This window comes from Parvibaculum sp., assembly GCF_030651915.1.
GTDB lineage: Bacteria > Pseudomonadota > Alphaproteobacteria > Parvibaculales > Parvibaculaceae > Parvibaculum.
Genome location: NZ_JAUSBV010000011.1, coordinates 20,625 through 41,209, shown reverse-complemented (window position 1 = coordinate 41,209; position 20,585 = coordinate 20,625). Strand labels below are relative to the sequence as shown.

General features: G+C 63.4%; 21 protein-coding genes. 14 read left to right on the top strand and 7 right to left on the bottom strand.

Features of this window, described 5'->3' with window-relative positions; genetic code table 11:
- The first annotated feature begins 291 nt into the window (after nucleotides 1–291).
- From Q7V31_RS17130 to xerD, 3 genes are all read left to right on the top strand, one after another.
- Nucleotides 292–435: a hypothetical protein gene (locus Q7V31_RS17130; protein WP_304736106.1), complete on the top strand. Its 144-nt coding sequence runs from the start codon at nucleotides 292–294 to the stop codon at nucleotides 433–435.
- A 103-nt stretch (nucleotides 436–538) separates the two neighbouring features.
- The gene (locus tag Q7V31_RS17125) at nucleotides 539–2,347 is read left to right on the top strand and encodes a hypothetical protein (RefSeq protein WP_304736104.1); all 1,809 of its coding nucleotides are present in this window, start codon (nucleotides 539–541) and stop codon (nucleotides 2,345–2,347) included.
- A 19-nt stretch (nucleotides 2,348–2,366) separates the two neighbouring features.
- Nucleotides 2,367–3,326, top strand: a complete 960-nt coding sequence (gene xerD, locus Q7V31_RS17120) for a site-specific tyrosine recombinase XerD (protein ID WP_304736103.1) — start codon at nucleotides 2,367–2,369, stop codon at nucleotides 3,324–3,326.
- A gap of 9 nt (nucleotides 3,327–3,335) precedes the next feature.
- Here the strand turns inward: xerD and sigJ are convergent, their stop codons facing one another.
- The 3 genes from sigJ to Q7V31_RS17105 are packed head-to-tail and all read right to left on the bottom strand — an operon-like array spanning nucleotide 3,336 to nucleotide 5,223.
- On the bottom strand, nucleotides 3,336–4,229 hold the full coding sequence (sigJ, locus tag Q7V31_RS17115) for an RNA polymerase sigma factor SigJ (RefSeq protein ID WP_304736101.1): 894 nt from the start codon (nucleotides 4,227–4,229) through the stop codon (nucleotides 3,336–3,338).
- A complete protein-coding gene (locus Q7V31_RS17110) occupies nucleotides 4,226–4,777 on the bottom strand; it encodes a hypothetical protein (RefSeq protein ID WP_304736099.1) in 552 nt (183 codons plus the stop codon). The genes sigJ and Q7V31_RS17110 overlap by 4 nt, the downstream gene beginning before the upstream one ends.
- Before the next feature lie 23 nt (nucleotides 4,778–4,800).
- On the bottom strand, nucleotides 4,801–5,223 hold the full coding sequence (locus Q7V31_RS17105) for a hypothetical protein (RefSeq protein WP_304736098.1): 423 nt from the start codon (nucleotides 5,221–5,223) through the stop codon (nucleotides 4,801–4,803).
- A 243-nt stretch (nucleotides 5,224–5,466) separates the two neighbouring features.
- On the opposite strand from Q7V31_RS17105, the gene Q7V31_RS17100 reads away from it, so the two are divergent.
- Nucleotides 5,467–6,426, top strand: coding sequence for an acetyl-CoA carboxylase carboxyltransferase subunit alpha (locus Q7V31_RS17100; RefSeq protein WP_304736096.1), 960 nt, complete (start codon nucleotides 5,467–5,469; stop codon nucleotides 6,424–6,426).
- A 103-nt stretch (nucleotides 6,427–6,529) separates the two neighbouring features.
- Nucleotides 6,530–7,060 (top strand): PAS domain-containing protein, encoded by a 531-nt coding sequence (locus Q7V31_RS17095; protein ID WP_304736095.1) that lies wholly within the window; start codon nucleotides 6,530–6,532, stop codon nucleotides 7,058–7,060.
- Here Q7V31_RS17095 and Q7V31_RS17090 read toward each other — a convergent pair whose 3' ends face one another.
- Nucleotides 7,061–8,269 carry an epoxide hydrolase family protein gene (locus Q7V31_RS17090; RefSeq protein ID WP_304736093.1) on the bottom strand — a complete coding sequence of 403 codons (1,209 nt, stop codon included), beginning with the start codon at nucleotides 8,267–8,269 and terminating at the stop codon, nucleotides 7,061–7,063.
- 7 nt (nucleotides 8,270–8,276) lie between these two features.
- Nucleotides 8,277–9,458, bottom strand: coding sequence for an epoxide hydrolase family protein (locus Q7V31_RS17085; RefSeq protein ID WP_304736092.1), 1,182 nt, complete (start codon nucleotides 9,456–9,458; stop codon nucleotides 8,277–8,279).
- 135 nt (nucleotides 9,459–9,593) lie between these two features.
- On the opposite strand from Q7V31_RS17085, the gene Q7V31_RS17080 reads away from it, so the two are divergent.
- Entirely contained in the window at nucleotides 9,594–10,955 is a 1,362-nt protein-coding gene (locus Q7V31_RS17080; RefSeq protein WP_304736091.1) for an MFS transporter, read from the top strand.
- A gap of 75 nt (nucleotides 10,956–11,030) precedes the next feature.
- On the opposite strand, the gene secA is transcribed toward Q7V31_RS17080, so the two are convergent.
- On the bottom strand, nucleotides 11,031–13,757 hold the full coding sequence (secA, locus tag Q7V31_RS17075) for a preprotein translocase subunit SecA (protein WP_304736089.1): 2,727 nt from the start codon (nucleotides 13,755–13,757) through the stop codon (nucleotides 11,031–11,033).
- Nucleotides 13,758–14,053: 296 nt separating this feature from the next.
- Here secA and Q7V31_RS17070 point away from each other — a divergent pair, with 296 nt between their 5' ends.
- From Q7V31_RS17070 to Q7V31_RS17055, 4 genes are all read left to right on the top strand, one after another.
- Nucleotides 14,054–14,938, top strand: coding sequence for a peptidyl-prolyl cis-trans isomerase (locus Q7V31_RS17070; protein ID WP_304736088.1), 885 nt, complete (start codon nucleotides 14,054–14,056; stop codon nucleotides 14,936–14,938).
- 36 nt (nucleotides 14,939–14,974) lie between these two features.
- The gene (argJ, locus tag Q7V31_RS17065) at nucleotides 14,975–16,414 is read left to right on the top strand and encodes a bifunctional glutamate N-acetyltransferase/amino-acid acetyltransferase ArgJ (protein ID WP_304736086.1); all 1,440 of its coding nucleotides are present in this window, start codon (nucleotides 14,975–14,977) and stop codon (nucleotides 16,412–16,414) included.
- A 94-nt stretch (nucleotides 16,415–16,508) separates the two neighbouring features.
- Complete coding sequence (mutT, locus tag Q7V31_RS17060) at nucleotides 16,509–16,943, top strand: 8-oxo-dGTP diphosphatase MutT (protein WP_304736085.1); 435 nt, start codon at nucleotides 16,509–16,511, stop codon at nucleotides 16,941–16,943.
- 47 nt (nucleotides 16,944–16,990) lie between these two features.
- Nucleotides 16,991–17,176 carry a Flp family type IVb pilin gene (locus Q7V31_RS17055; RefSeq protein WP_304736083.1) on the top strand — a complete coding sequence of 62 codons (186 nt, stop codon included), beginning with the start codon at nucleotides 16,991–16,993 and terminating at the stop codon, nucleotides 17,174–17,176.
- 19 nt (nucleotides 17,177–17,195) lie between these two features.
- Here the strand turns inward: Q7V31_RS17055 and Q7V31_RS17050 are convergent, their stop codons facing one another.
- Nucleotides 17,196–18,116: a methyltransferase domain-containing protein gene (locus Q7V31_RS17050; protein ID WP_304736082.1), complete on the bottom strand. Its 921-nt coding sequence runs from the start codon at nucleotides 18,114–18,116 to the stop codon at nucleotides 17,196–17,198.
- Between the two features lie 75 nt (nucleotides 18,117–18,191).
- Between Q7V31_RS17050 and Q7V31_RS17045 the strand changes: the two genes are divergently transcribed.
- From Q7V31_RS17045 to Q7V31_RS17030, 4 genes are read left to right on the top strand one after another with little or no spacing between them, the layout of a single operon-like run.
- Nucleotides 18,192–18,968, top strand: a complete 777-nt coding sequence (locus Q7V31_RS17045) for a ComF family protein (RefSeq protein ID WP_304736080.1) — start codon at nucleotides 18,192–18,194, stop codon at nucleotides 18,966–18,968.
- A gap of 55 nt (nucleotides 18,969–19,023) precedes the next feature.
- The gene (gene grxC / locus Q7V31_RS17040) at nucleotides 19,024–19,281 is read left to right on the top strand and encodes a glutaredoxin 3 (RefSeq protein WP_304736079.1); all 258 of its coding nucleotides are present in this window, start codon (nucleotides 19,024–19,026) and stop codon (nucleotides 19,279–19,281) included.
- A gap of 4 nt (nucleotides 19,282–19,285) precedes the next feature.
- Nucleotides 19,286–20,146, top strand: a complete 861-nt coding sequence (locus Q7V31_RS17035) for a carbon-nitrogen hydrolase family protein (RefSeq protein ID WP_304736077.1) — start codon at nucleotides 19,286–19,288, stop codon at nucleotides 20,144–20,146.
- Nucleotides 20,143–20,580, top strand: a complete 438-nt coding sequence (locus Q7V31_RS17030; RefSeq protein WP_304736075.1) for a DUF1178 family protein — start codon at nucleotides 20,143–20,145, stop codon at nucleotides 20,578–20,580. The genes Q7V31_RS17035 and Q7V31_RS17030 overlap by 4 nt, the downstream gene beginning before the upstream one ends.
- Nucleotides 20,581–20,585: the final 5 nt, after the last annotated feature.

Here is a 20,585-nt window from a genome sequence, read left to right as displayed (position 1 = left end):
TCCGTCAGGCGGCGGCTTTCAATATGGGCCATGCTTGCCCGATATAGCGGCCTTAACCTTGCTGTTCTATTCTCCCGCCGATTCCCTAGCCGAGCCGGCCCAGCAGGGTGGCGAAAAGCAGCTATCCTACCGGATTGTTAGCACGGTTCCAGCGAAGGCGGGGTTGTAGATAAGGTAAGGGGGTGCTCCCGTCGCGCCCCATTTTCGCCGCAAGCGGGGCCTAAGGCTTTTTCTCCCGTTATGGCGATATGACAGCAACGGTCCGCCACGGGCCTTGAGAAGGAACAAACGATGAGCCGCGCAACCGGCCTCCTTGTCGTCGTCGCCGTGCTCGCGGCGGTATTCGCCGGCGGTCTCTTTTATCTTGATCGGGCTGTCGTGCCCGAGGTTCAGACAGTGGAGAAGGTTCTCCCAGATGGTCAGTTTCCGCGCTAGGCAAGGGTGTCGCGCCGTCGGCCTCGCGTTTCTCATTGCCGTCGCGATGCCCGCCACATTGGTGTTTGCCCAAGGGACGAATGTCCTGCAGGCCCCTGGGGGTATGGAGCCCGCGCCGGCCTCGTCGCCTGCCGGGCCGCAGAGCATCGTGCCGCCAGGCTATGGCGCGACGACGCCTGCTTCGGGCCTGTCTTCGCCCGATTTGCCGGCTGCGTCACGCAGCGCGCCTTCGCAACTTTTTCCGGCCGGTCTCCAGTCCAGCGAGCCAGCGGTTCGTATGCTCAGTGCCGTGCCCGGCGCGGCGCGGACGGATGTCCAGATCGGCTCCTTGTCCGGCGTCGATACGTCGAGTGTCGGCTTGCTCGGGATGCAGGACGGCGGCTTTGGACCGGCCATGTGGCGGGGCGCTTCACGTACCGATATCGAGATTTATTTGGTGCGGCTTCCCGTCGCAACCGGCTCGCCGGTGATGGCCGATCTGGCTCGACGGCTGCTGTTGACGGGTGCCCAACCTCCGGAAGGGGCGGGCAGCGGCGTGCCGCTGCTGGCGGCACGACTGAACAGGCTGCTGGCGGCCGGGCAGACGGATGCCGCACTGCAACTGGCGCTTGCGGGTGGCGCCGCCCGATCGCCGCAGATTGCGGTCGAGTTGGCGCGCGCGGCACTGGCGGCGGGTGACGACAATCGGGCTTGCGCGGCGCTGGCCGATATTCCACCCGGCAACGATCCGGCGCGGAATGACATGGCGGCCTTTGCGGTCAAACTCAGCGCTTATTGCCAGATTGTTGCCGGAAATCCCGAGATTGCCAATTTGACGCTCGACCTTGCGCGCGAGGAAGGGCTGAACGACGCGTTGTTTTTTTCGCTGGCGAGCGAAGCGGCCGCCGGGATTTTCCTGCGCGCGCCGGAGCCCAACAAGCTCAGCATCGTCGATGCCGCCTTCTACCGGCTCGCCGGCCGCGACCTGCCGGACAATGTTGCAGAGATTGCCGACCCGGCGCTGTTGCCGGGCTTGCTGCGCAACGGTGCATTGAGTGACGAAATTCGCATGGCGGTTGCCGAACGCGCAGCGCGGTACGATCTGATCGACGGGCGTGAGCTCGCGACCTACTACAAGATGCCGACCTTTACCGAAGAGCAGATGGCGGGCCTGCTGACCTCCGATATTCCGGAGGCGTCGCCACTGCGGCGCGCGATGATCCATCAGGCGATTGATGCAGCGGTTGCCGCCGACGACCGGATGCGGCTCTTCAAGCTTGCTTTCGCGACGTCGGAATCGGCCGGGCTCTATTATCCGACGGTCGAAGCATTGCACGAAGAACTCAGCAGTATGACGCCATCCGATGCCTTGCGTCCGATGGCGGCCAGCGCCACGCGCGCCTTCCTTGCTCTCGGTGAGCGGACCAGAGCGGCTGAATGGTTTGCACTGACGCAATCGACGCCGGGCCTTGGCCGCGACGGACGCGAACTCGCAGCGTTGATGCGAATTGCAGGTGGCACCGCAGCAGGCTTCGACAGCGAAAGTGTGTCGGCCGAGATCATCGCCGACCTGCGCTCCGGCGAACGCGCGGCACAGGCTTTTGCCGCCTGTGAAGCCATGCTCCTCGATGCCCTTGGCCACTCGCCGACGTCTGCCGTGTGGGAAGCTCTGCTCGACGCGCGTAGCGCTCTCTCGGGCGATGCGTCTTCCGAAGTGCTGCTCAGCCAATTGCAGATGGCAGGCCACAAGAAGGCCATTGGTGAAACGGTTTTGCTGTCGCTCGACGTGCTGGGCCTGGGTGGGCCTGGCGCCGTGCATCCCAGAGCGGTGGCGCAGGCGACAGCCAGTCTCAGGGCGGTCGAACTTGAAAGTGAGGCCCGGCGCCTTGCTCTCGAAGCGCTTTTTGCGCGCAGTTACGCCGGACGTGGTTGAGTAACATCGGGTGGTTGGAATGCCGAAAGTATCCGTGGAGCGCGGACTTCATCTCGAAGCCTTTCTCGAAATGCTGAGTGCCGAGCGTGGCGCGGCGCGCAACACGCTTGACGCCTATGAACGCGATCTGAAGGATTTTTCCAGCTTTCTCGCGACATCTGGAAAGTCACCGACCGAGGCGACGGCCAAGGACATTCGCGACTATCTGGAGCACGTCGCTGCACAAGGCTTGTCGGCATCCACAGCGGCACGACGGCTTTCCGCCATTCGTCAGTTCCACGGCTTTCTCTTTGCCGACGGCGTACGCAAGGACGACCCTTGCGGCTCGATCGAAGGGCCGCGCCGGGCGCGGCCGCTGCCGAAAACACTGACTGTCGAGGAAGTGGACGGATTGTTGGCCGCAGCCCGGCGCGCCGAGGACGGGCGCACGCATGAGGAGGCGGTTCTGGCCTACAAGCGCGCGCGGATCGTTGGTCTGATGGAAGTTCTTTATGCGACGGGCCTGCGTGTTTCGGAGTTGGTGGGACTGCCGCTTTCGGCGGTCAGAGGCGACGAGCGATTTCTTTCGGTGAGCGGCAAGGGTGGCCGCGAGCGGCTGGTGCCGCTGTCGGAGACGGCGCGCACTGCCATCGACACCTATCTGCCCTTGCGCGCGCTGCGGCTCGGCGACAAGTCCTCGCCTTGGCTCTTTCCATCGCGTGGCCGGCAAGGTCATCTGACGCGGCATCGCTTCGCGCAATTGCTGAAAGATCTCGCCACCTCCGCCGGTCTGGACCCGACGCGGGTGTCGCCGCATACGCTGCGGCATGCCTTTGCCAGCCATCTTCTGGCCAATGGCGCCGATTTGCGTGCCGTGCAGCAGATGCTGGGCCATGCCGACATCTCGACCACGCAGATTTACACGCATGTGCTGGACGAGCGGCTGAAGGAGCTGGTGCAGACGCACCACCCGCTCGCCAAGAAGGGCAAGGCGTCCTGACGCTTCCTGCTAGACCCTGACCCGCGCCAGCTTGTCTGGATTGCGCATTGCATAGACCGCCGCTATGCGGCCGTCGGCGATGCCGAAGGTCAGGACCGTGTCCAGCTTTCCGCCCGTTTCCAGAACGAAGCCCGGTCGACCATTGACCGTAACCGCACGCGCTTCTATCGCGCCTTGTGCTTTCTTCAATATCCCGAAGAAGAACCGTCTGACGCTGTCCGCTCCATGGATCGGATTGAGCGCTGCGATGGCCTTGCCGCCGCCATCCGAATAGAACACGACGTCTTCCGTGAAGCATTCGAGCAAGGCCTTTGGATCGGCGGCGGCGATTGCATTGCCGAATGCGGCGGCGAGGCGCGCATGTTCGCGGGCGCTGGTGTCGAAACGGGGATGCTCGTCATGCACGCGGCGGCGCGCGCGGCTCACCGTCTGGCGGCAGGCCGCTTCCGACTTGCCGAGAAGGGCTGCCAGCTCGCCATAGTCATAGTCAAATGCATCATGCAGAAGAAACGCCGCGCGCTCCTCCGGCGCGAGACGCTCCAGCACATGAAGCAGCGCCATCGACACGTCGTCGGCGAGCGCAAGGCGGTCCTCCGGCGTCGGCTCGGCGTCAGCGGCGGCCTCGACCATTGGCTCGGGCAGCCATGGTCCGACATAGGTTTCGCGGCGTGCCCGTGCGGCGCGCAAGGCGTCGATGCCGAGGCGCGCCGTGGTGGTAACGAGCCAGGCATCGGGGTTGCGGATCGTCGCGGGATCGATGCCACGCCAACGGAGCCACGCTTCCTGCACCACATCCTCGGCGTCGCTGACCGACCCGACAATTCGATAAGCGACCGAGAAGGCGCGGGCGCGATGGCGCTCGAACATCTCGTCGCTTCGCACCGATTTTGCCGTAGCGGTCATGCCGCTGCCTCCCTTGGCCGCGCGTCGGCCACCTCGCCTTCAATGACGACGCGCTGGCAGGTTTGAGCATAGCCCAAAGCGCGCTTCATTGCCGGATAGGCCCGCACGCTTGCGATTTCCAGAGCCAGTTCGGCAAGGCCGGCCTTGCCCCAGTTTCTTTCGACCATGGGCCGCAACTCCTCCGCGCGGAGGTCGCGCGTTGCGACTGCATAGGCAAATTCGTAGGCCAGCCGGTTTTCCTCGCTGAGCGATGCGACATCGCCCGTTGCGGCGGCGCGCACGACGGCGGTTGCGATGCCTTGCGCGAGGGCGAGGTTGACGCCGATCTGGACGCATGGGCCACAATCCTCGGCGCGCAGGGCACCGAATCCCGCGGCGCAGTAGGCTTCCGGAGGCAATGTCTTCACGTAGCGGGACGACATCATGGAAATTGTAAAGCGCCAGAAAGCGCCGGGCGAGCCGGCATAGAGGTCACGCGCATAATCGGCGCTCGATCCGGTCAACCGCTCTTGCGTATCGATGAGGCGGCGGGCAAGAAATCCAAACATGATTGTCTCCTTGGCGTGAGGGGTCAGTTGTGCTGCGGTGCGCACCACCATGTGAGCAATGCACCGACAAGGGCCGGGAGGAACACACCCGGTATGTCCATCAGGATGTGTTCGGCCGGCAGGCGGCCGGCGGCGATATCCCAGACGTGCAGGATCGCATGCAGCCCGAGGAAGAGGGTGCCGGCGCCGATGAGCGGCGTCGCCTGTGCTGTCCAGCGGATCGCCGCGAAGGCGAGCAAGGCGAGCGTCAGATAGGCCATGCCGATGTCGCGGACAAAATGCGGGTTGTAGGGACCGGTATTGGCGACGCCGTCGACGCCTGCGTACCAGCCGGCCGGATCTGCCAGCATCCAGAGGGCGTTGCCAAGCCAGAGCCCGCCCCAAAGGGCAAGGAAGGCAGGCTTCGGAATCCGTGCGGCGGGGTGCGGGGTCTTGAGGGCGGTCATGGCGGTGCTCCGATAGGGGGGTGTGTCATCATCAAGACGGGGCAGCGTGGGGACTTGTGACAGGCGGGTTCGCTGGCAGCGGAGAGGCGCAGGATTCCGCCATTTACCCTCATATGCGGCTGCGGTTGACAAGGGCGCGGGCGCGGGCCAGTGTGCCGCGCACTTGCAAAAGAGAGGGCCCGCGCCCGGGTTCTCCCGGCGCCTTTGTCGGGGCCGCGGATGGGCGGGAGTTGCCGGAGCGCGATGCACACCTACCTCGACTTCGAGAAACCGATCGCGGAACTGGAAGGCAAGGTGCAGGAGCTGAAGCTCCTCGCGCAGGACGACCCGTCCGTCAGCATCTCAGACGAAGTGGCGAAGCTTGAGCAGAAGGCCTCGCAACTGCTGCAGGATATTTACGCCTCGCTGACCCCCTGGCAAAAGGTGCAGGTGGCGCGGCATCCGGCGCGGCCGCATTTTCTGGATTACATTGAACGTCTGGTCGAGGACTTCACGCCTCTGGCGGGCGACCGGGTCTATGGCGAGGATGCCGCTATTGTTGGCGGGCTCGGGCGCTTTCGTGGCCGCACGGTGATGTTTATCGGCCATGAAAAGGGCTCGGATACGCAAGGCCGCATCAAGCACAATTTCGGCATGGCGCGTCCGGAAGGCTATCGCAAGGCGATCCGGCTGATGTCGCTGGCCGAGCGGTTCGGCATTCCGGTGGTGACGCTTGCCGATACGTCGGGCGCCTATCCGGGCATGGAAAGCGAGGAGCGCAGCGTCGCCGAGGCGATCGCCCGTTCGACTGACCGCTGCCTGTCGCTCGGTGTGCCGCTCATCTCGGTCATTATCGGTGAAGGCATGTCGGGTGGTGCCATCGGCATTGCCTGCGGCAACCGCGTACTGATGCTTGAGCATTCGGTCTACAGCGTCATTTCGCCCGAAGGTGCCTCGTCGATCCTGTGGCGTAGCTCCGACAAGGCGAAGGAAGCGGCAACGGCGATGAAGATCACGGCGCAGAACCTTCACGAGCTTGGCGTGATCGACCGGGTGCTGCCGGAACCCATCGGCGGCGCGCATCGCGAACGCAACCAGACGATCAAGGAAACGGGCGATGCCATCGCCGAGGAGTTGCGCGGTCTCGAAAAGCTCGATGCCGACTCGATCCGGCGCGTCAGGCGGGAAAAGTTTCTCGCAATGGGACGTTTAGGACTTTCGTAACCTTTGCCCCCCACCTTCATTTAATCTTTCCTGATTGCTAGCATCATTGCACCCTTGTGGACGGGGAGCGATTGTCGCTGCCTGATCGGACGGAGCTATCTGGATGCTGGCATTTCCGGACTTTCTGCGCACCGCAGGCGCCCGGCGCTTCTTCTCCTATTGGGATAGTCTTCCCAAGGATGGATTTGCGCCAGACCGCAAGGATTTCAGCCCGGTGCCGATCGCACCACTGATGCCGGCCATCACCATTCTCGAGATCGTGTCGGACGACCTCATCATGCAGCGGCTGGCGGGCACGGCGGTTTGTCGCGCGATGGGCTTCGATCCGACCGGGGGCAACGCGCTCGATCTCGTTGCGCCGGAAGCGCGTCCGCACTATCTCGATCTTCTTCGTGTGCAGACGGGTATACCCTGCGGCCGCTGGAATATGCTGCGCGTTCGCCGCGAAAATCTGGTCGAACGGGCCGAAGCGCTGACGCTGCCGATGCGTCACGGCCGCTCCGGGCATTGGATGATCCTGTCGTATTTCGGTTCGATTGAGACCGTGGCCTATGAGCACGGGCCTTACGAGATACTCGCATACGAGAACACGCAGTGGATCGATCTCGGTGCCGGTGCCCCCGATCCGGCCTGATCAGCGTTCGACACCCATCTCGGCAAAGGCCGCGCGGACATCGTCGGCAAACAGTTCCGGTTCCTCCATCGCCGCGAAGTGACCGCCCTTTTTCATGATCCGCCAGCGGACGATATTGTAGCCACGTTCGGCCCATGAGCGTGGTGTGTCGGGCAGCACGTCGATCGGATATTCGGAATAGGCGGTTGGCACCGTCACCTTTTCACCCGGCCTCAGCATTGCCGAGCCCTCGGCGGGCCCCGCCTTATAGAGCGTGTTGGCCGAATTGATGGTGCCGGTGAACCAGTAGATCGAGAACTGGGTCAGGATGTCGTCGAAGGGGAAACGCGCCACCATGCCGTCCATTGGCGTGCGTTTGTCGGTGTCGCCGAGGCGATAATATTTGTCGGCGAGCCAGCCGGCCAGGCCGGCCGGGCTGTCGGTCAGGGCGAAAGCGAGCGCCATCGGCTTTGTTGACTGGATCGAACGATAGCCTTCCTCGCGTCGCCACCATTTCTGCATGTCGGCGATCCAGCGGCCTTCGTCTTCGCTGACGGGCGGTTGGCTTTGATGTTTCAACGCCGGCCGGAGCGGCAGCATGGTCAGATGGATGCCGAGAAGCGCATCGGCGTGCTGAAGTGCCAGACGCGAGGTGACGAAGCTGCCCCAGTCGCCGGCCTGCGCCGCATAACGGTCGTAACCCAGCACCTCGGTCATCAGCCGGTGCCAGAGATCGGCAATAGCGGCGGGACCGACCGGCCTGCGCGGCAGCGAGGAGAAGCCATAACCGATCAGCGACGGCACGACGACGTCGAAGGCGGGACCTTTGCGACCGTATTTTTCCGGGTGCGCCAGCGGATCGACCACGTCGAGAAATTCGCGAAAGGTCGAGGGCCAGCCATGCGTCAGGATCAGCGGAATCGCGTTATCGCCCGAGCCGCGCTCATAGAGGAAATGGATCGTGTGGTCCTCATCGTCGGCGTCGGTGAGCGTCGCAAGAAACTGCGGAAAGCGGTTGAGATTTTCCTCCGCCTTCCGCCAGTCGAAATCGTCGCGCCAGTATTCGACCAGGCGTTCCATGTAGTCGAGGTTCGTTCCGTACTCCCAACTTTCGTTGCCGAGCGGTTCGTTTGGAAAGCGGGTGGCGCGCAGGCGCCGTTTCAAATCCGCGATTTCCGCTTCGGGGATACGGATCGTGAAAGGGTCCGCCGGTACGATGCGATGGGTCATGGCGTCCTCAGCCTTTGACCAGCTGCACGAAGGCGCGAACGTCGTCGGCAAAGACCGGGCCGGTCTCGAGCGCCGCGAAATGGCCACCATGCTCGAAGTCGGTCCAGTGGACGACATTGTAGCCCTTCTCGATCATGCTGCGTGGCGGGAACCGGAGAAATTCCTTCGGGAAGTTGGCGATGCCGGTGGGCACTTCGACTTTCGTTCCCGGCGCCATGGTGTTTCCACCCTCCTCGAACAGGCCGCGATAGAACCAGGTCGCGGTGTTGAAGGTCCCCGTGACCAGATAGATCATCAGGTTGGTAAGGATCTGGTCTTTCGAGAATGCGTTCTCGATGTGCTCGCTTCCGTCCTTGCCGCGCCGGTCGGACCAGCCATGAAATTTTTCGACAATCCATGCAGCGGTGCCCACCGGACTGTCCATCATGCCGTAGGAGAGTGTCTGGGGCTTTGTCATCTGCAGGCGCAGATAGGCGCTCTCGAGCTCGAAAACCATGGCCGCGCCTTGCGCCCACTGCTTTTCCTCGTCGGTCTCGGGAAGGACTGCGGGCCGCAGGCCGAACATGTTGAGATGTACGGCCTTGCAGCCGCCCTTCGGCACGCCGTGATCATAGGCGAGCCAGCCCGAAACGACGGCGCCCCAGTCACCGCCCTGTGCGATATAGCTCTGGTAGCCCAGCACGTCCCGCATCAGTTTGTCCCAGAGCGCGGCGGTGCCGCGCGGACCGATGGGCGTTTTCAGTTTGCCGCCGAAGGCGTAGCCGGGAAGCGACGGAATGACCAGATTGACACCGTCATCCGCCTTGCCGCCGCATGTCTCGGGATGGGCCAGCCGTTCGATCACATCGAGGAATTCGAACACCGAGCCCGGCCAACCATGGGTTAGCAACACGGTTTCGGGATTGGCGCCCGACCCTTTCACATGGATGAAATGGATATTGTGGCCGTCGACGTCGGCACGGAACTGCGGAAAGCGGTTGAGATTTTTCTCGGCCGCGCGCCAGTCGAACTTGTCGACCCAGTAGCCACACAGCTCCTTCATATAATCGATGTCGGTGCCGTAGGCCCAGCGGTCGGCGCCGGGAGCGATTTCGGGCATTTCGTGCCACTCATAGGCGCGGACCTTTTTCAGGATCGCCTCAATCTTTTCCTGAGGAACATTGATGGTGAAGGGTGTGGGCGATGGCATCGGGCTCGGCCTCCTCGGCGTCTCGTTTCTGATTTGAGGCGATTATGGCAGGGGCGCGCGCGGCCGCAAGCGATTGCCGGACGCGACGGACAAACGTAGTGTGATGTCACAAAAACACGAAGGGGGACCCGGAGGATGGCCGAAGCTGCAACGGCGAAGGGGGCGGCGCCCGCCGCCTTTTCGCCCGCCTACAGGCGCTATGCGCTGTTTGTTCTGGTGCTCGGCTATACGTCGAGCCATGTCGACCGCAACATTGTCGGCATTCTCGTGGAGCCGATCAAACGCGATCTGCTTCTGTCCGACACGCAGATCGGTTTTCTCTCGGGGATCGCCTTCGCCGTCTTCTATGCGACGCTTGGCATCCCGATCGCTCTCTGGGCCGATCGCGGCAATCGGCGCAACATCATTGCCTATGCCATTGCGATCTGGAGCGGCATGACCGCGCTTTGCGGATTTGCGCAGAACTTCTGGCAGATGGCCGCGGCGCGTATCGGCGTCGGCATCGGCGAAGCGGGATCGACGCCGCCCTCTCACTCGATGATCGCCGACATGTATCCGCCCGAAGAGCGCGCCAGCGCCATGGCGGTCTATTCGCTGGGCGTCTATTTCGGCGTGATGATTGGCTTTCTGGTCGGTGGCTGGGTCGCCGAGTGGTATGGCTGGCGCGCGGCCTTTTTCGTTGTCGGCCTGCCGGGCATTCTGCTGGCGCTGATCGTGCGCTACACACTGGTCGAGCCGCCGAGGGGACAGGCCGACGGCATGGCGCCGGCTCAGGTCGAGATCGCCGATTTCAAGGCGGCTGTTGCGGTCGTCAAGGATGGCTTCTCCCATCTCTGGCACACCGCGCCGACGCGGCATGTGGTGGCCGGCGTCACGCTCACTTCGTTCGTCGGCTATGGCGGCGTTATCTGGGGCCCCGCCTTCCTGATCCGCACCCACGGCATGTCGATCGGCGAGGTGTCGTCGTTTCTTGCGCCGCTGGTCGGCATTGTCGGCGGTCTCGGCGCCTATGTCGGCGGCCGGCTGACAGACCGCCTCGCCAAGAAGGACGTGCGCTGGAACAGCTGGGTCGTTGCCTGGGCCAAGGTCGCCGTCGTGCCCTTCATCATCGTCTTCTACCTCATGGATAACTGGCCGGCCTTTTATGCCTTCGGCTATCCGGTTTCGATCCTCTGGGTGGTCTATGTGCCCATCGCCTTTCTGGGCGCGTTCTATCTGGGGCCGAGCTTTGCGATGATCCAGACGCTGACGCCGCCGGCCAAGCGCGCCCTTGCCTCGGCCGTGATGCTTTTCATCATCAACATCATCGGTCTTGGCTTCGGTCCGCAATTCGTCGGCATCGTGTCGGACGTGTTGCGGGTCAATTTCGACTTCGGCAATGAGTCTTTGCGCTGGGCATTGTTCGGTACGGCGATGCTCAACCTCTGGGCCGCCGCGCATTACTTCCTTGCCGGGCATGCCCTGAAAGCCTCGAGCAAGGCGGGCATCCGCGCTTAGGACGTCCAGTCTTTCAAAACAAAGAGCCGCCCCTTCGGGGGCGGCTCTTTCAATTCGCGGGTCGCCGATCTCGGGTCAGATGGCGCCGTGGCAGTGCTTGTACTTCTTGCCCGAGCCGCAGGGACAGGGCGCGTTGCGCGACGTCTTGCCCCATGTCGCCGGGTCGTTGGGGTTGAGCGCGACACCCGGATCGTTGCGGACGGGTCGCTGCAGGGTTGCGGTGTCGCCGCCACCCAACTCGTCTTCGCCGGTCGTTGGATCTGCATGATGCGCATGCATCTCGGGTAGCGGCGCATCCTCGATGCGCGGTGCTTGCGCTTCGGTCACGAATTGTGCGACGGCGAGCTGCCGCGTTACATCCTCGCGCAGGCGACGCAGCAGGCTTTCGAAAAGTTCAAAGGCTTCCGACTTGTATTCGTTCAGCGGGTCGCGCTGGCCGTAGCCGCGCAAGCCCACCGCCTGACGCAGATGATCGAGCATCATCAAGTGCTCGCGCCAATGCATGTCGAGCGTCTGAAGCAGCACGGCCTTCTCGACCTGGCGCATCAGGTCGGGCCCGATCTGCGCGGACTTTGCCGCCATGTGACGGTCGGTCGCCGCATAGAGGCGTTCGCGGATCTCTTCCTCTGCAATGCCTTCTTCTTCGGCCCATGCTTCGACCGGCAGGTCGAGGCCGAGCGTCTTTTCGACTTCAACCTTGAGTTCCGCCATGTTCCATTGCTCGGCATAGGCCTTTTCCGGCACATGCAGCGTGACCATGTCGTCGATGACCTGACGGCGCATGTCGCCCACGGTCTCGGAAACATCCTCGGCTTTCATCAGCTCGATGCGCTGCTCGAAAATCGCACGGCGCTGATCGTTCATGACGTTGTCGAACTTCAGCAGGTTCTTGCGGATATCGAAATTGCGCGCTTCGACCTTCTGCTGTGCCTTTTCCAGCGCTTTGTTGATCCATGGATGGACGATCGCTTCGCCCTCCTGGAGCCCCAGCTTCTGCAGCATTCCGTCCATACGATCGGTGCCAAAAATGCGCATCAGGTCGTCTTCGAGCGAGAGATAGAATTTCGAACGGCCGGGATCGCCCTGACGACCGGAGCGGCCGCGCAGCTGGTTGTCGATGCGGCGGCTCTCATGGCGCTCGGTGCCAATGACGTATAGACCGCCGGCCTCGAGCGCGCGGTTCTTCTTGGCCGTGACATCGGCTCTCACTTCGTCGATCTTGCGGTCGCGTGCAGCTTCGTCCTCAATGCCCGCCGTTTCGTCGGCGATGCGCATGTCGAGATTGCCGCCGAGCTGGATGTCCGTGCCGCGGCCGGCCATGTTGGTGGCGATGGTGACGGCACCGGGAACGCCGGCTTGCGCGATGATGTGCGCTTCCTGTTCGTGATAGCGTGCGTTGAGAACGTTGTGCTTGACCTTTTTCTTTTTCAGAAGCTCGGCGAGTTGTTCCGACTTCTCGATCGACGTCGTGCCGACAAGCACCGGTTGGTCACGTGCAGCGCAATCCTCGATCTGCAGAATGATCGCGTCGTATTTCTCGCGCGCGCTGCGATAAACCTCGTCATCTTCGTCGACGCGGGCGAGATTCCTGTTGGTTGGGATCTCGAGCACATCAAGGTTGTAGATATCGCCGAATTCCGAGGCTTCCGTCAGCGCCGTACCCGTCATGCCGGCCAGCTTCTTGTACATCCGGAAGTAGTTCTGGAAGGTGATCGAGGCCAGTGTCTGGTTTTCGGGTTGGATCTGCACGCGCTCTTTTGCTTCAAGCGCCTGATGCAGACCGTCGGAATAACGCCTGCCCTCCATCATGCGGCCGGTGAACTCGTCGATGATGACAACCTTGCCGGCCTTGACGATGTAGTCCTTGTCCTTCTGGAACAGTTTGTGCGCGCGCAGGGCATTGTTGATGTGGTGGACGATGGTGATGTTTTCGATGTCGTAGAGATTGCCGTCGGTCAAGATGTTGCGGGCGCGCAGCAGCTCCTCGACATGCTCGTTGCCGTCGTCTGTGAGATTGACGGTGCGCGCCTTCTCGTCCATCTCGTAGTCGGCTTCGGCGATTTCCGGAATGATCTCGTCGACGGAAAGATAGAGATCTGACTTGTCGTCGAGCGGTCCTGAAATGATCAGCGGCGTGCGCGCTTCGTCGATCAGGATCGAGTCCACTTCGTCGACGATCGCAAAATGATGTCCGCGCTGAACCATCGACGCGAGCTGGTACTTCATGTTGTCGCGGAGATAGTCGAAGCCATATTCGTTGTTGGTGCCGTAGGTGATGTCGGCGGCATAGGCTTCGCGGCGCTGGTTGTCGTCGAGACCGTGCAGGATGACGCCGACGTCGAGGCCCAGGAAGCGGTAAACCTTGCCCATCCATTCGGAGTCGCGTTTGGCCAGGTAGTCGTTGACGGTGACAAGGTGGACGCCTTTAGCCGGCAGCGCGTTCAGATAGGCCGCCAGCGTCGAGACAAGTGTCTTGCCTTCGCCGGTCTTCATTTCCGAAATATTGCCTTCGTGCAGCACCATGCCGCCGATCAGCTGCACGTCGTAGTGGCGCTCGCCGAGGGTGCGCTTTGCTGCCTCGCGTACTGTGGCGAAGGCTTCGGGCAAGAGGTTGTCCAACGCCTCGCCGGCTTCGAGACGGGCGCGGAATTCGGCCGTCTTGCCACGCAGGGTTGCGTCGTCCAGTTGGGCCAGTTCCGGTTCGAGTGCGTTGATCGCCTCGACCCGGGTCTTGTAAGCCTTGATCCTTCGGTCGCTGGACGAGCCGAAAAGACGCTTGGCGAACGCGCCAAAGCTTGCCATCAGGTCAAAATCCTCTTGCGGTGCGCTCTCGATGTAAGGGGCAGCCGATGCCTTGTCAATGAAACCGGGGTCCCGCCCGCCACCCGGTTGAGGGCGGAAAGCGGCGGATTTTCTTTAATTTACTGTAATGGAGCGGTCCTTGTGCGGGTTGGGAGGCGGGCCCATTATGGCGCACCAAAATTCCGCCTCGAAGGCCCGGCTTATGGTATTCGACCGACGGTTGCCTCGTCGGCACCGCCGTCGCGGCCGGACAAATGACCGGGAAAGTCCAGATCACGTCACAGGAAGGTTCTCTGATGCTGTTTTCGCGCCGTTTGGCCGCTTTTGCGCTTGCCGTCCCGCTTCTTGCCGCCCCCTTCGCCGCCGGGGGTCTTGCGACGCCGGCGCGTGCCCAGGAAGACGCGCAGGATGCAATCATCGTGACGGTCCAAGGCACGCCGATCCGCTATTCGGATGTCGCAATGGCGGATGAGGAAATGGGCGCGGCGCTGGCGCGGCTCGAACCCGAGATGCGGTTCCAGTATCTGCTTGGCATGCTGATCGACCGGCGCGTTGTGGCTGAGGCTGCCCGGGCCGCCCAGGTCGAGGATCACCCCGAAGTCCGGCGCCGCCAGGTCTATTTGGCCGAGAAGGCATTGCGTGACTTCTACTGGTCGCAACTGATGCAGGACAAGGTCACCGATGCCACGATCGCGGCTTGGTACGAGGCCAACATCGTCAAGGCGCCGGCCGAAAAGGAAGCGAATGCCCGGCATATTCTGGTGCAGACAAAGGCCGAAGCCGAAAAAATCGCCGCTGAGATCGCGGGCGGTCTGAGTTTTGACGATGCCGTCACGCAATATGGCGGCAAGGCCGGAACGCCTGAAGACAGCGATCTCGGCTGGTTTCGCCGCGACGAAATGGTGCCGGCTTTCGGCGATGCCGTGTTCGCGTTGCAGCCGGGCGAGGTTTCGCCGCCTGTCCAGACCGACTTCGGCTGGCATGTGATCCAGCTGGCCGACACGCGCGACGTGCCGAAGCCGAGCCTTGAGGAGGCGCATGAGGAAATTGTCCGCACGATCGTGCGCGAGGAAGGACAAAAGCTCATGGCGAAATTGCGCGCCGATGCGAAGATAGACGTTGTTGGCGCCGAATCGGCGCCGCCCGCCGGGCGGCCGCAGATCGTGCCGCAGGCACAGTAAGAGCGGGTTCGGATCTCAGTTTCGGGGCAGGCGGCTATGGCGGTCAAAAAGAGTGCGCGCGCGAGCGTTCGGGCATCGGCAAAACCGAAGCGCAAGGTGAGCGGTAAGGCAAAGAGCAAGGCCAAGACCAAGGCAGGCCCGCGCAGCAAGGCCAGGCAGCCGCGTGCCCAACGTAAACTGGCGCGGCCGAAGAAGCCGGCGCGTCTCAAGCCCAAGGCCAAAGCCAAGACCAAAGCAGCACCGAAAGTCTCGCCGCTGGCGCCAAAAAGCTTTCCCGAATTGCCGGCCGTTGGCGGCGTCACGCTGGGTGTTGCCGCGGCCGGCATCAAGTACAAGGGCCGCACCGATCTTCTGGTTGCGAAGATGATCGAAGGTACGCAGGCCGCCGGTATTTTCACCACCTCGAAGACCGCGTCTGCGCCCGTCGACTGGTGCCGTGCCAATCTCACCGATGGCGGTGAGGGACGCATGCTGGTCGTCAATTCGGGCAACTCCAACGCCTTCACTGGCAAGGCTGGCGTCGCCACGGTCAAGGCGACCGCGTCGGCTGCGGCTGCGGCCGGAAATTGCCGTCAACGCGATGTTTTTGTCGCGTCGACCGGTGTCATCGGTCAGCCGATGGACCCGGTTCCTGTCGTCGCCGGCATCACGACGGCCCTTGCCACCGCCGCGCCTGACAGGTGGGACGAGGCGGCGCGCGCGATCATGACCACCGATACCTACCCCAAACTTGCGACGCGGCGCGTGCGGATCGGCGGCGCGGAGGTGAGGATCAATGGCATTGCCAAGGGATCGGGCATGATCGCGCCGGATCTCGCGACCATGCTGGTTTTCATTTTTACCGATGCGGCCATCCCGTCGAAAATCCTGCAAACGCTGCTGATGCTTGGTGCGCGGGACAGCTTCAATGCCATCACGGTCGACAGCGACACGTCGACCAGCGACACAGTGATGGTGTTCGCAACCGGGGCGGCAATGGTGGATGAGGCGCCGGTGACGCGGGCCAGCGATCCGCGATTGCGCGAATTTCGCCAGGCGTTCGACGCGCTGATGCTCGATCTTGCGCATCAGGTGGTGAAGGATGGCGAAGGCGCGACCAAATTTGTGCGCGTGGCCGTGTCGGGCGCGCAGAGCCATCAGGCGGCGCGGCGCATCGCCATGACGATCGCCAATTCGCCGCTGGTCAAGACGGCGATTGCCGGCGAGGACGCGAACTGGGGCCGCATCGTCATGGCGGTCGGGAAGTCCGGCGAAGCGGCCGATCGCGATCGGCTCGCGATCCGCATTGGCGGCGTCGATGTGGCGAAGAATGGCATGGCGGTGCGCGGCTATGACGAAACACCGGTGGCGAAACACATGAAGGGCCAGGAGATCGATATCGAGGTCGATGTCGGCGTCGGCAAGTCGTCGGCCGTCGTGTGGACCTGCGATCTCACCTATGACTACATCCGCATCAACGCCGACTACCGAAGCTGAGCGCCGGGCGCCTTACGCGATTTTAACTAAAATTCGAGCGATCGGTTGTTCCGGCACGCGTCGGACTACGAAACATTAACCCAACAGGCCCAGCATGGTGGAAGAGCGCGAAAGCAGGACGAGCGAGCTCAAGCGGCTTGTGCTCGTCGCGGCCTGCGCGCTTGTCGATGCCGACGGGCGGGTGCTGATTGCCCGCCGTCCCGAGGGCAAACCGCTCGCGGGACTTTGGGAATTTCCGGGTGGCAAGGTGGAGCCGGGCGAGACGCCCGAGGATACGCTGATCCGGGAACTTCACGAGGAACTTGGCATCGACGTTGCGAAGGCGTGTCTCGCGCCACTGAGTTTTGCGAGCCATGCCTATGAGGACTTCCACCTCCTGATGCCGCTTTATGTGTGCCGGCGCTGGGAGGGACAGGTCCAGCCCATCGAGGGCCAGGCGCTCGAATGGGTCAGGCCCGTCGGCTTGCGAGCCTATCCGATGCCACCCGCGGACGAACCGCTGGTGGCGGTGTTGCGCGATTTGCTGTGAGGGATGCGCCAGCGCGCCCCTCGCGAACGGTGAGAAGGACGAAGGCGATGATCGGCAAGCTGATGAACATGGCAAGATCGTTTGCAGCAGACGACAGCGGTGCGACCGCCATCGAGTACGGCCTCATCGCGGGCGGCCTCTCGATGGTCGTTGTCGCTGCTGTGACGCTGGTAGGCGATTCGATCCGCGATTTCCTGTTCGGTCCGGTCGTTGCGATGTTCACCGGCAGCTAGGTCCGGCCTTCCTCAAGCGTCAGCGCCCCGCTTTTTCGCCGGCCTTTCGTTCGCTCGTTCCCAAGGCTTCGGCAAGACGCGTTTCGGCGCTGCCGGGACGCAGCGGCTTCGGTTGGGTTTCATGCGGCGCCCAGCCTGTCGCCGTCACGATTTCGAAGGTGGCTGGCACGCGCCCATCCGGCAATCCGAATTTTTCGCGATAGATTTTGACCGTTCGCATCAGGGTTGTGCGACGCATCGGCACGCGGCGGCGCTCCGCCAGGGCGTTGGTCTCACCCATGCCGCGCAGTTCCGCCATCAGTCTGAGCGGATCGGCGTAGCGCACCACCACGCGGTCGGTGTCGACGACCGGCAGTGCAAAGCCGGCTCGCTGCAACAGGCTGCCCATGTCGCGTATGTCGGCAAAGGGCGAAACGCGGGGGCTGAGCCCGCCTTCGCATTCTATTTCGGCCTCTGCCAGTGACTGGCGCAACTCTGTCAGCGTGTCGCCGCCGAAAAGGGCCGCCATGAAAAGTCCGTCCGGCGTCAGCGCCCGGCGGATCTGGATCAAGGCACCCGGCAGGTCGTTGACCCAATGCAGCGAAAGCAGGCTGACCACGAGGTCGAGGCTCGCGTCGCGAAAGGGCAATGCTTCCTCGTCGGCGGCGACGCGCAGGCCCGGTGCATGCGCGAGCATGGCCGGTGCGAGGTCGGCCGATATGAGTCTGCCAGGCTTTCCTTCCATCCTCGCCTCGGCCAGCGCCGCAGCCAGCGCACCCTGGTGGCAGCCAAGATCGAGCGCCAGCGCAAAGTCGCGATTGATGCCGGCGATGCGTTCGGCGATGTCGGCGGCGGCGCGGCGCACCAGAAAGTCGTGGTTCGCGAAACCGGCGGCGGCGCGGGCGCGGTGTCTCGTATGGATCTTGCGGTCGAAGATGCGCATGGGGGCGGGGGCTGACATGGCGGCATCATGGTGGGCGCCGCCTTCGCCCGCAAGGCCTGCGCCGTGATAGGCTGGCGTCAAACCGGGGGCGTCATGGGGATCGCAGCGGATATTTCAGCGGGCTGGTCGGCGGGATTGCGGCGCGCCTTGCGGTTCACCGACATCGCCTTGCCGCCGCTTTGCCTGGGCTGCGGGCGTGGCGTCGATGCGCATGGCGCCCTTTGTGCGCGGTGCTGGAGCGAGGCCGATTTTATCGAACGGCCCTTTTGTGCGGTGACGGGGCTGCCGTTTGCTTTCGACACCGGCCCGGAGACGGTCAGTGCGGTGGCGCTGGCGCAGCCGCCCGCTTATGCACGGGCACGTGCCGTGATGCGCTACAATGATCGCAGTGCCGCGCTTCTCCATCGTTTCAAATATGGCGACCGCATGGAGGTCGGTCCCGCCTTTGCGCGCTGGCTGGCGCGCAGCGGGGCGGAGTTGCTGGCCGACGCCGACCTGCTGGTGCCTGTGCCGCTGCACCGACGGCGGCTCTTTTTGCGCCGCTTCAATCAGTCGGCCGAACTTTCGCGGCGGCTGGCGGCGCTGACCGGTCTGCTGCACATGCCGGAACTGCTGCAGCGCGTGCGGGCGACGCGACCGCAGGTCGGGCTTACGGCTGATGCCAGGCGGCGCAATGTCGCTGGCGCCTTCCAACTCGCCGAAGGTGCGGCGGCGCAGGTCCGGGGCCGCAAGGTGCTGCTGGTCGACGATGTGATGACGACCGGCGCCACGGCGGAGGCCTGTGCGCGGGCCCTGAAGCGCGGCGGGGCGGCCGAGGTCTCGGTGCTCTGCGTGGCTCGGGTTGTCCCGGGCGGTGGCATATCTATATGATATATAGTCGTTTTTCGGGCCGCCCTTGTTCGGGCCCCGTTTTCGGAGTGCCGCGATGGCGGATGTGACGATCTACACGACCATGATGTGCCCCTATTGCTACCGGGCCAAGGAATTGCTCGGGCGGAAGGGCGTTGCCTTCACCGAGATCGATGTCGGCATGGATGTCGACAAGCGCCGCGAAATGATGGCGCGTGCCCATGGCCGGCATACGGTGCCGCAGATTTTCATCGGCGATGCCCATGTCGGCGGATGCGACGATCTGCAGGCGCTCGAAGCTGCCGGCAAGCTCGACGCCCTGCTGGCCGCATAGGGTCATGACCGCTTCCGGAAAATTCACCGCCGCTTGCGTGCAGATGCGCGCCGGATGCGATGTTGCGGCCAATATCGCCGCTGTCTCGGCGCTGGTGTCGGAGGCGGCCGCGGGCGGCGCCGATCTGGTCATGACGCCGGAAATGACCTCGCTGCTCGAAACGAAGAGCGAGGCGCTGTTTGCCAATACGCATGACGAAAAGGACGACGCGATGCTCGCGGCGCTTCGCGGGCTGGCGGCGGAGTGGAAGATCTGGCTGCTGATCGGTTCGCTGCCGGTTAAGCTTTCGGCAACGAAGCTTGCCAACCGCTCGTTCCTGATTGCGCCTGACGGCGTCGTCGCGGCGCGGTACGACAAGATCCATATGTTCGATGTCGATCTGGCCGGCGGCGAGAGTTATCGCGAGAGCCGGAATTTCGAACCCGGCAAGCAGGCGGTTGTGGCCGACCTGCCCTGGGGACGTCTCGGCATGACCATTTGCTACGATCTGCGCTTCCCGCATCTTTACCGGGCGCTGGCGAAAGCGGGGGCGGATTTCCTGACCGTGCCTGCCGCCTTCACGCGTCAGACCGGGGCGGCGCATTGGCATATGCTGCTGCAGGCGCGCGCCATCGAGACCGGCTGCTATGTCTTCGCGCCGGCGCAGGGCGGCAAACATCAATGCGGCCGCGAAACCTTCGGCCACAGCCTCATCGTCGCACCCTGGGGCGAGATCGTCGCCGAAGCGGCGCATGACACGCCCTGCGTTCTGCTGGCCGAAATCGACACAACCCGCATCGCCGAGGCGCGCGGCCGGGTGCCAAGCCTCGGCCATGACCGCGCTTTTGCGCTGCCGGCGATCAAGCCGGCGAGGCAGTCATCATGATCCGCTATGCGCTTCTCTGTGAACATCAACATGAGTTCGACGGCTGGTTTCCCTCGTCCGCCGGCTTCGAGGCGCAGGCGGCATCCGGCGATGTCGTCTGTCCGGTCTGCGGCAGTGCCGAGGTGCGCAAGGCGCTGATGGCGCCCGGGCTCGGACGCGGTACAAAAAAGGGCGCGAAGCGCAGCGATATTTCCACTGTGCCCGACGCCGCGCAGAAGATGAGCATGATGATGCTGGCGCTCAGAAAGCATGTCGAAGAAAACTGCGACTATGTCGGCGACAAATTCGCCGAGGAAGCGCGTCGCATCCATTACGGCGAGACCGAGCAACACGACATTTATGGCGAGGCGACGCCGGACGAAGCGCTTGAGTTGATCGAAGAAGGCGTCGAGGTGGCACCGTTGCCTGTTGGACCGCCGCGTCGGGCGAATTGAGCGCG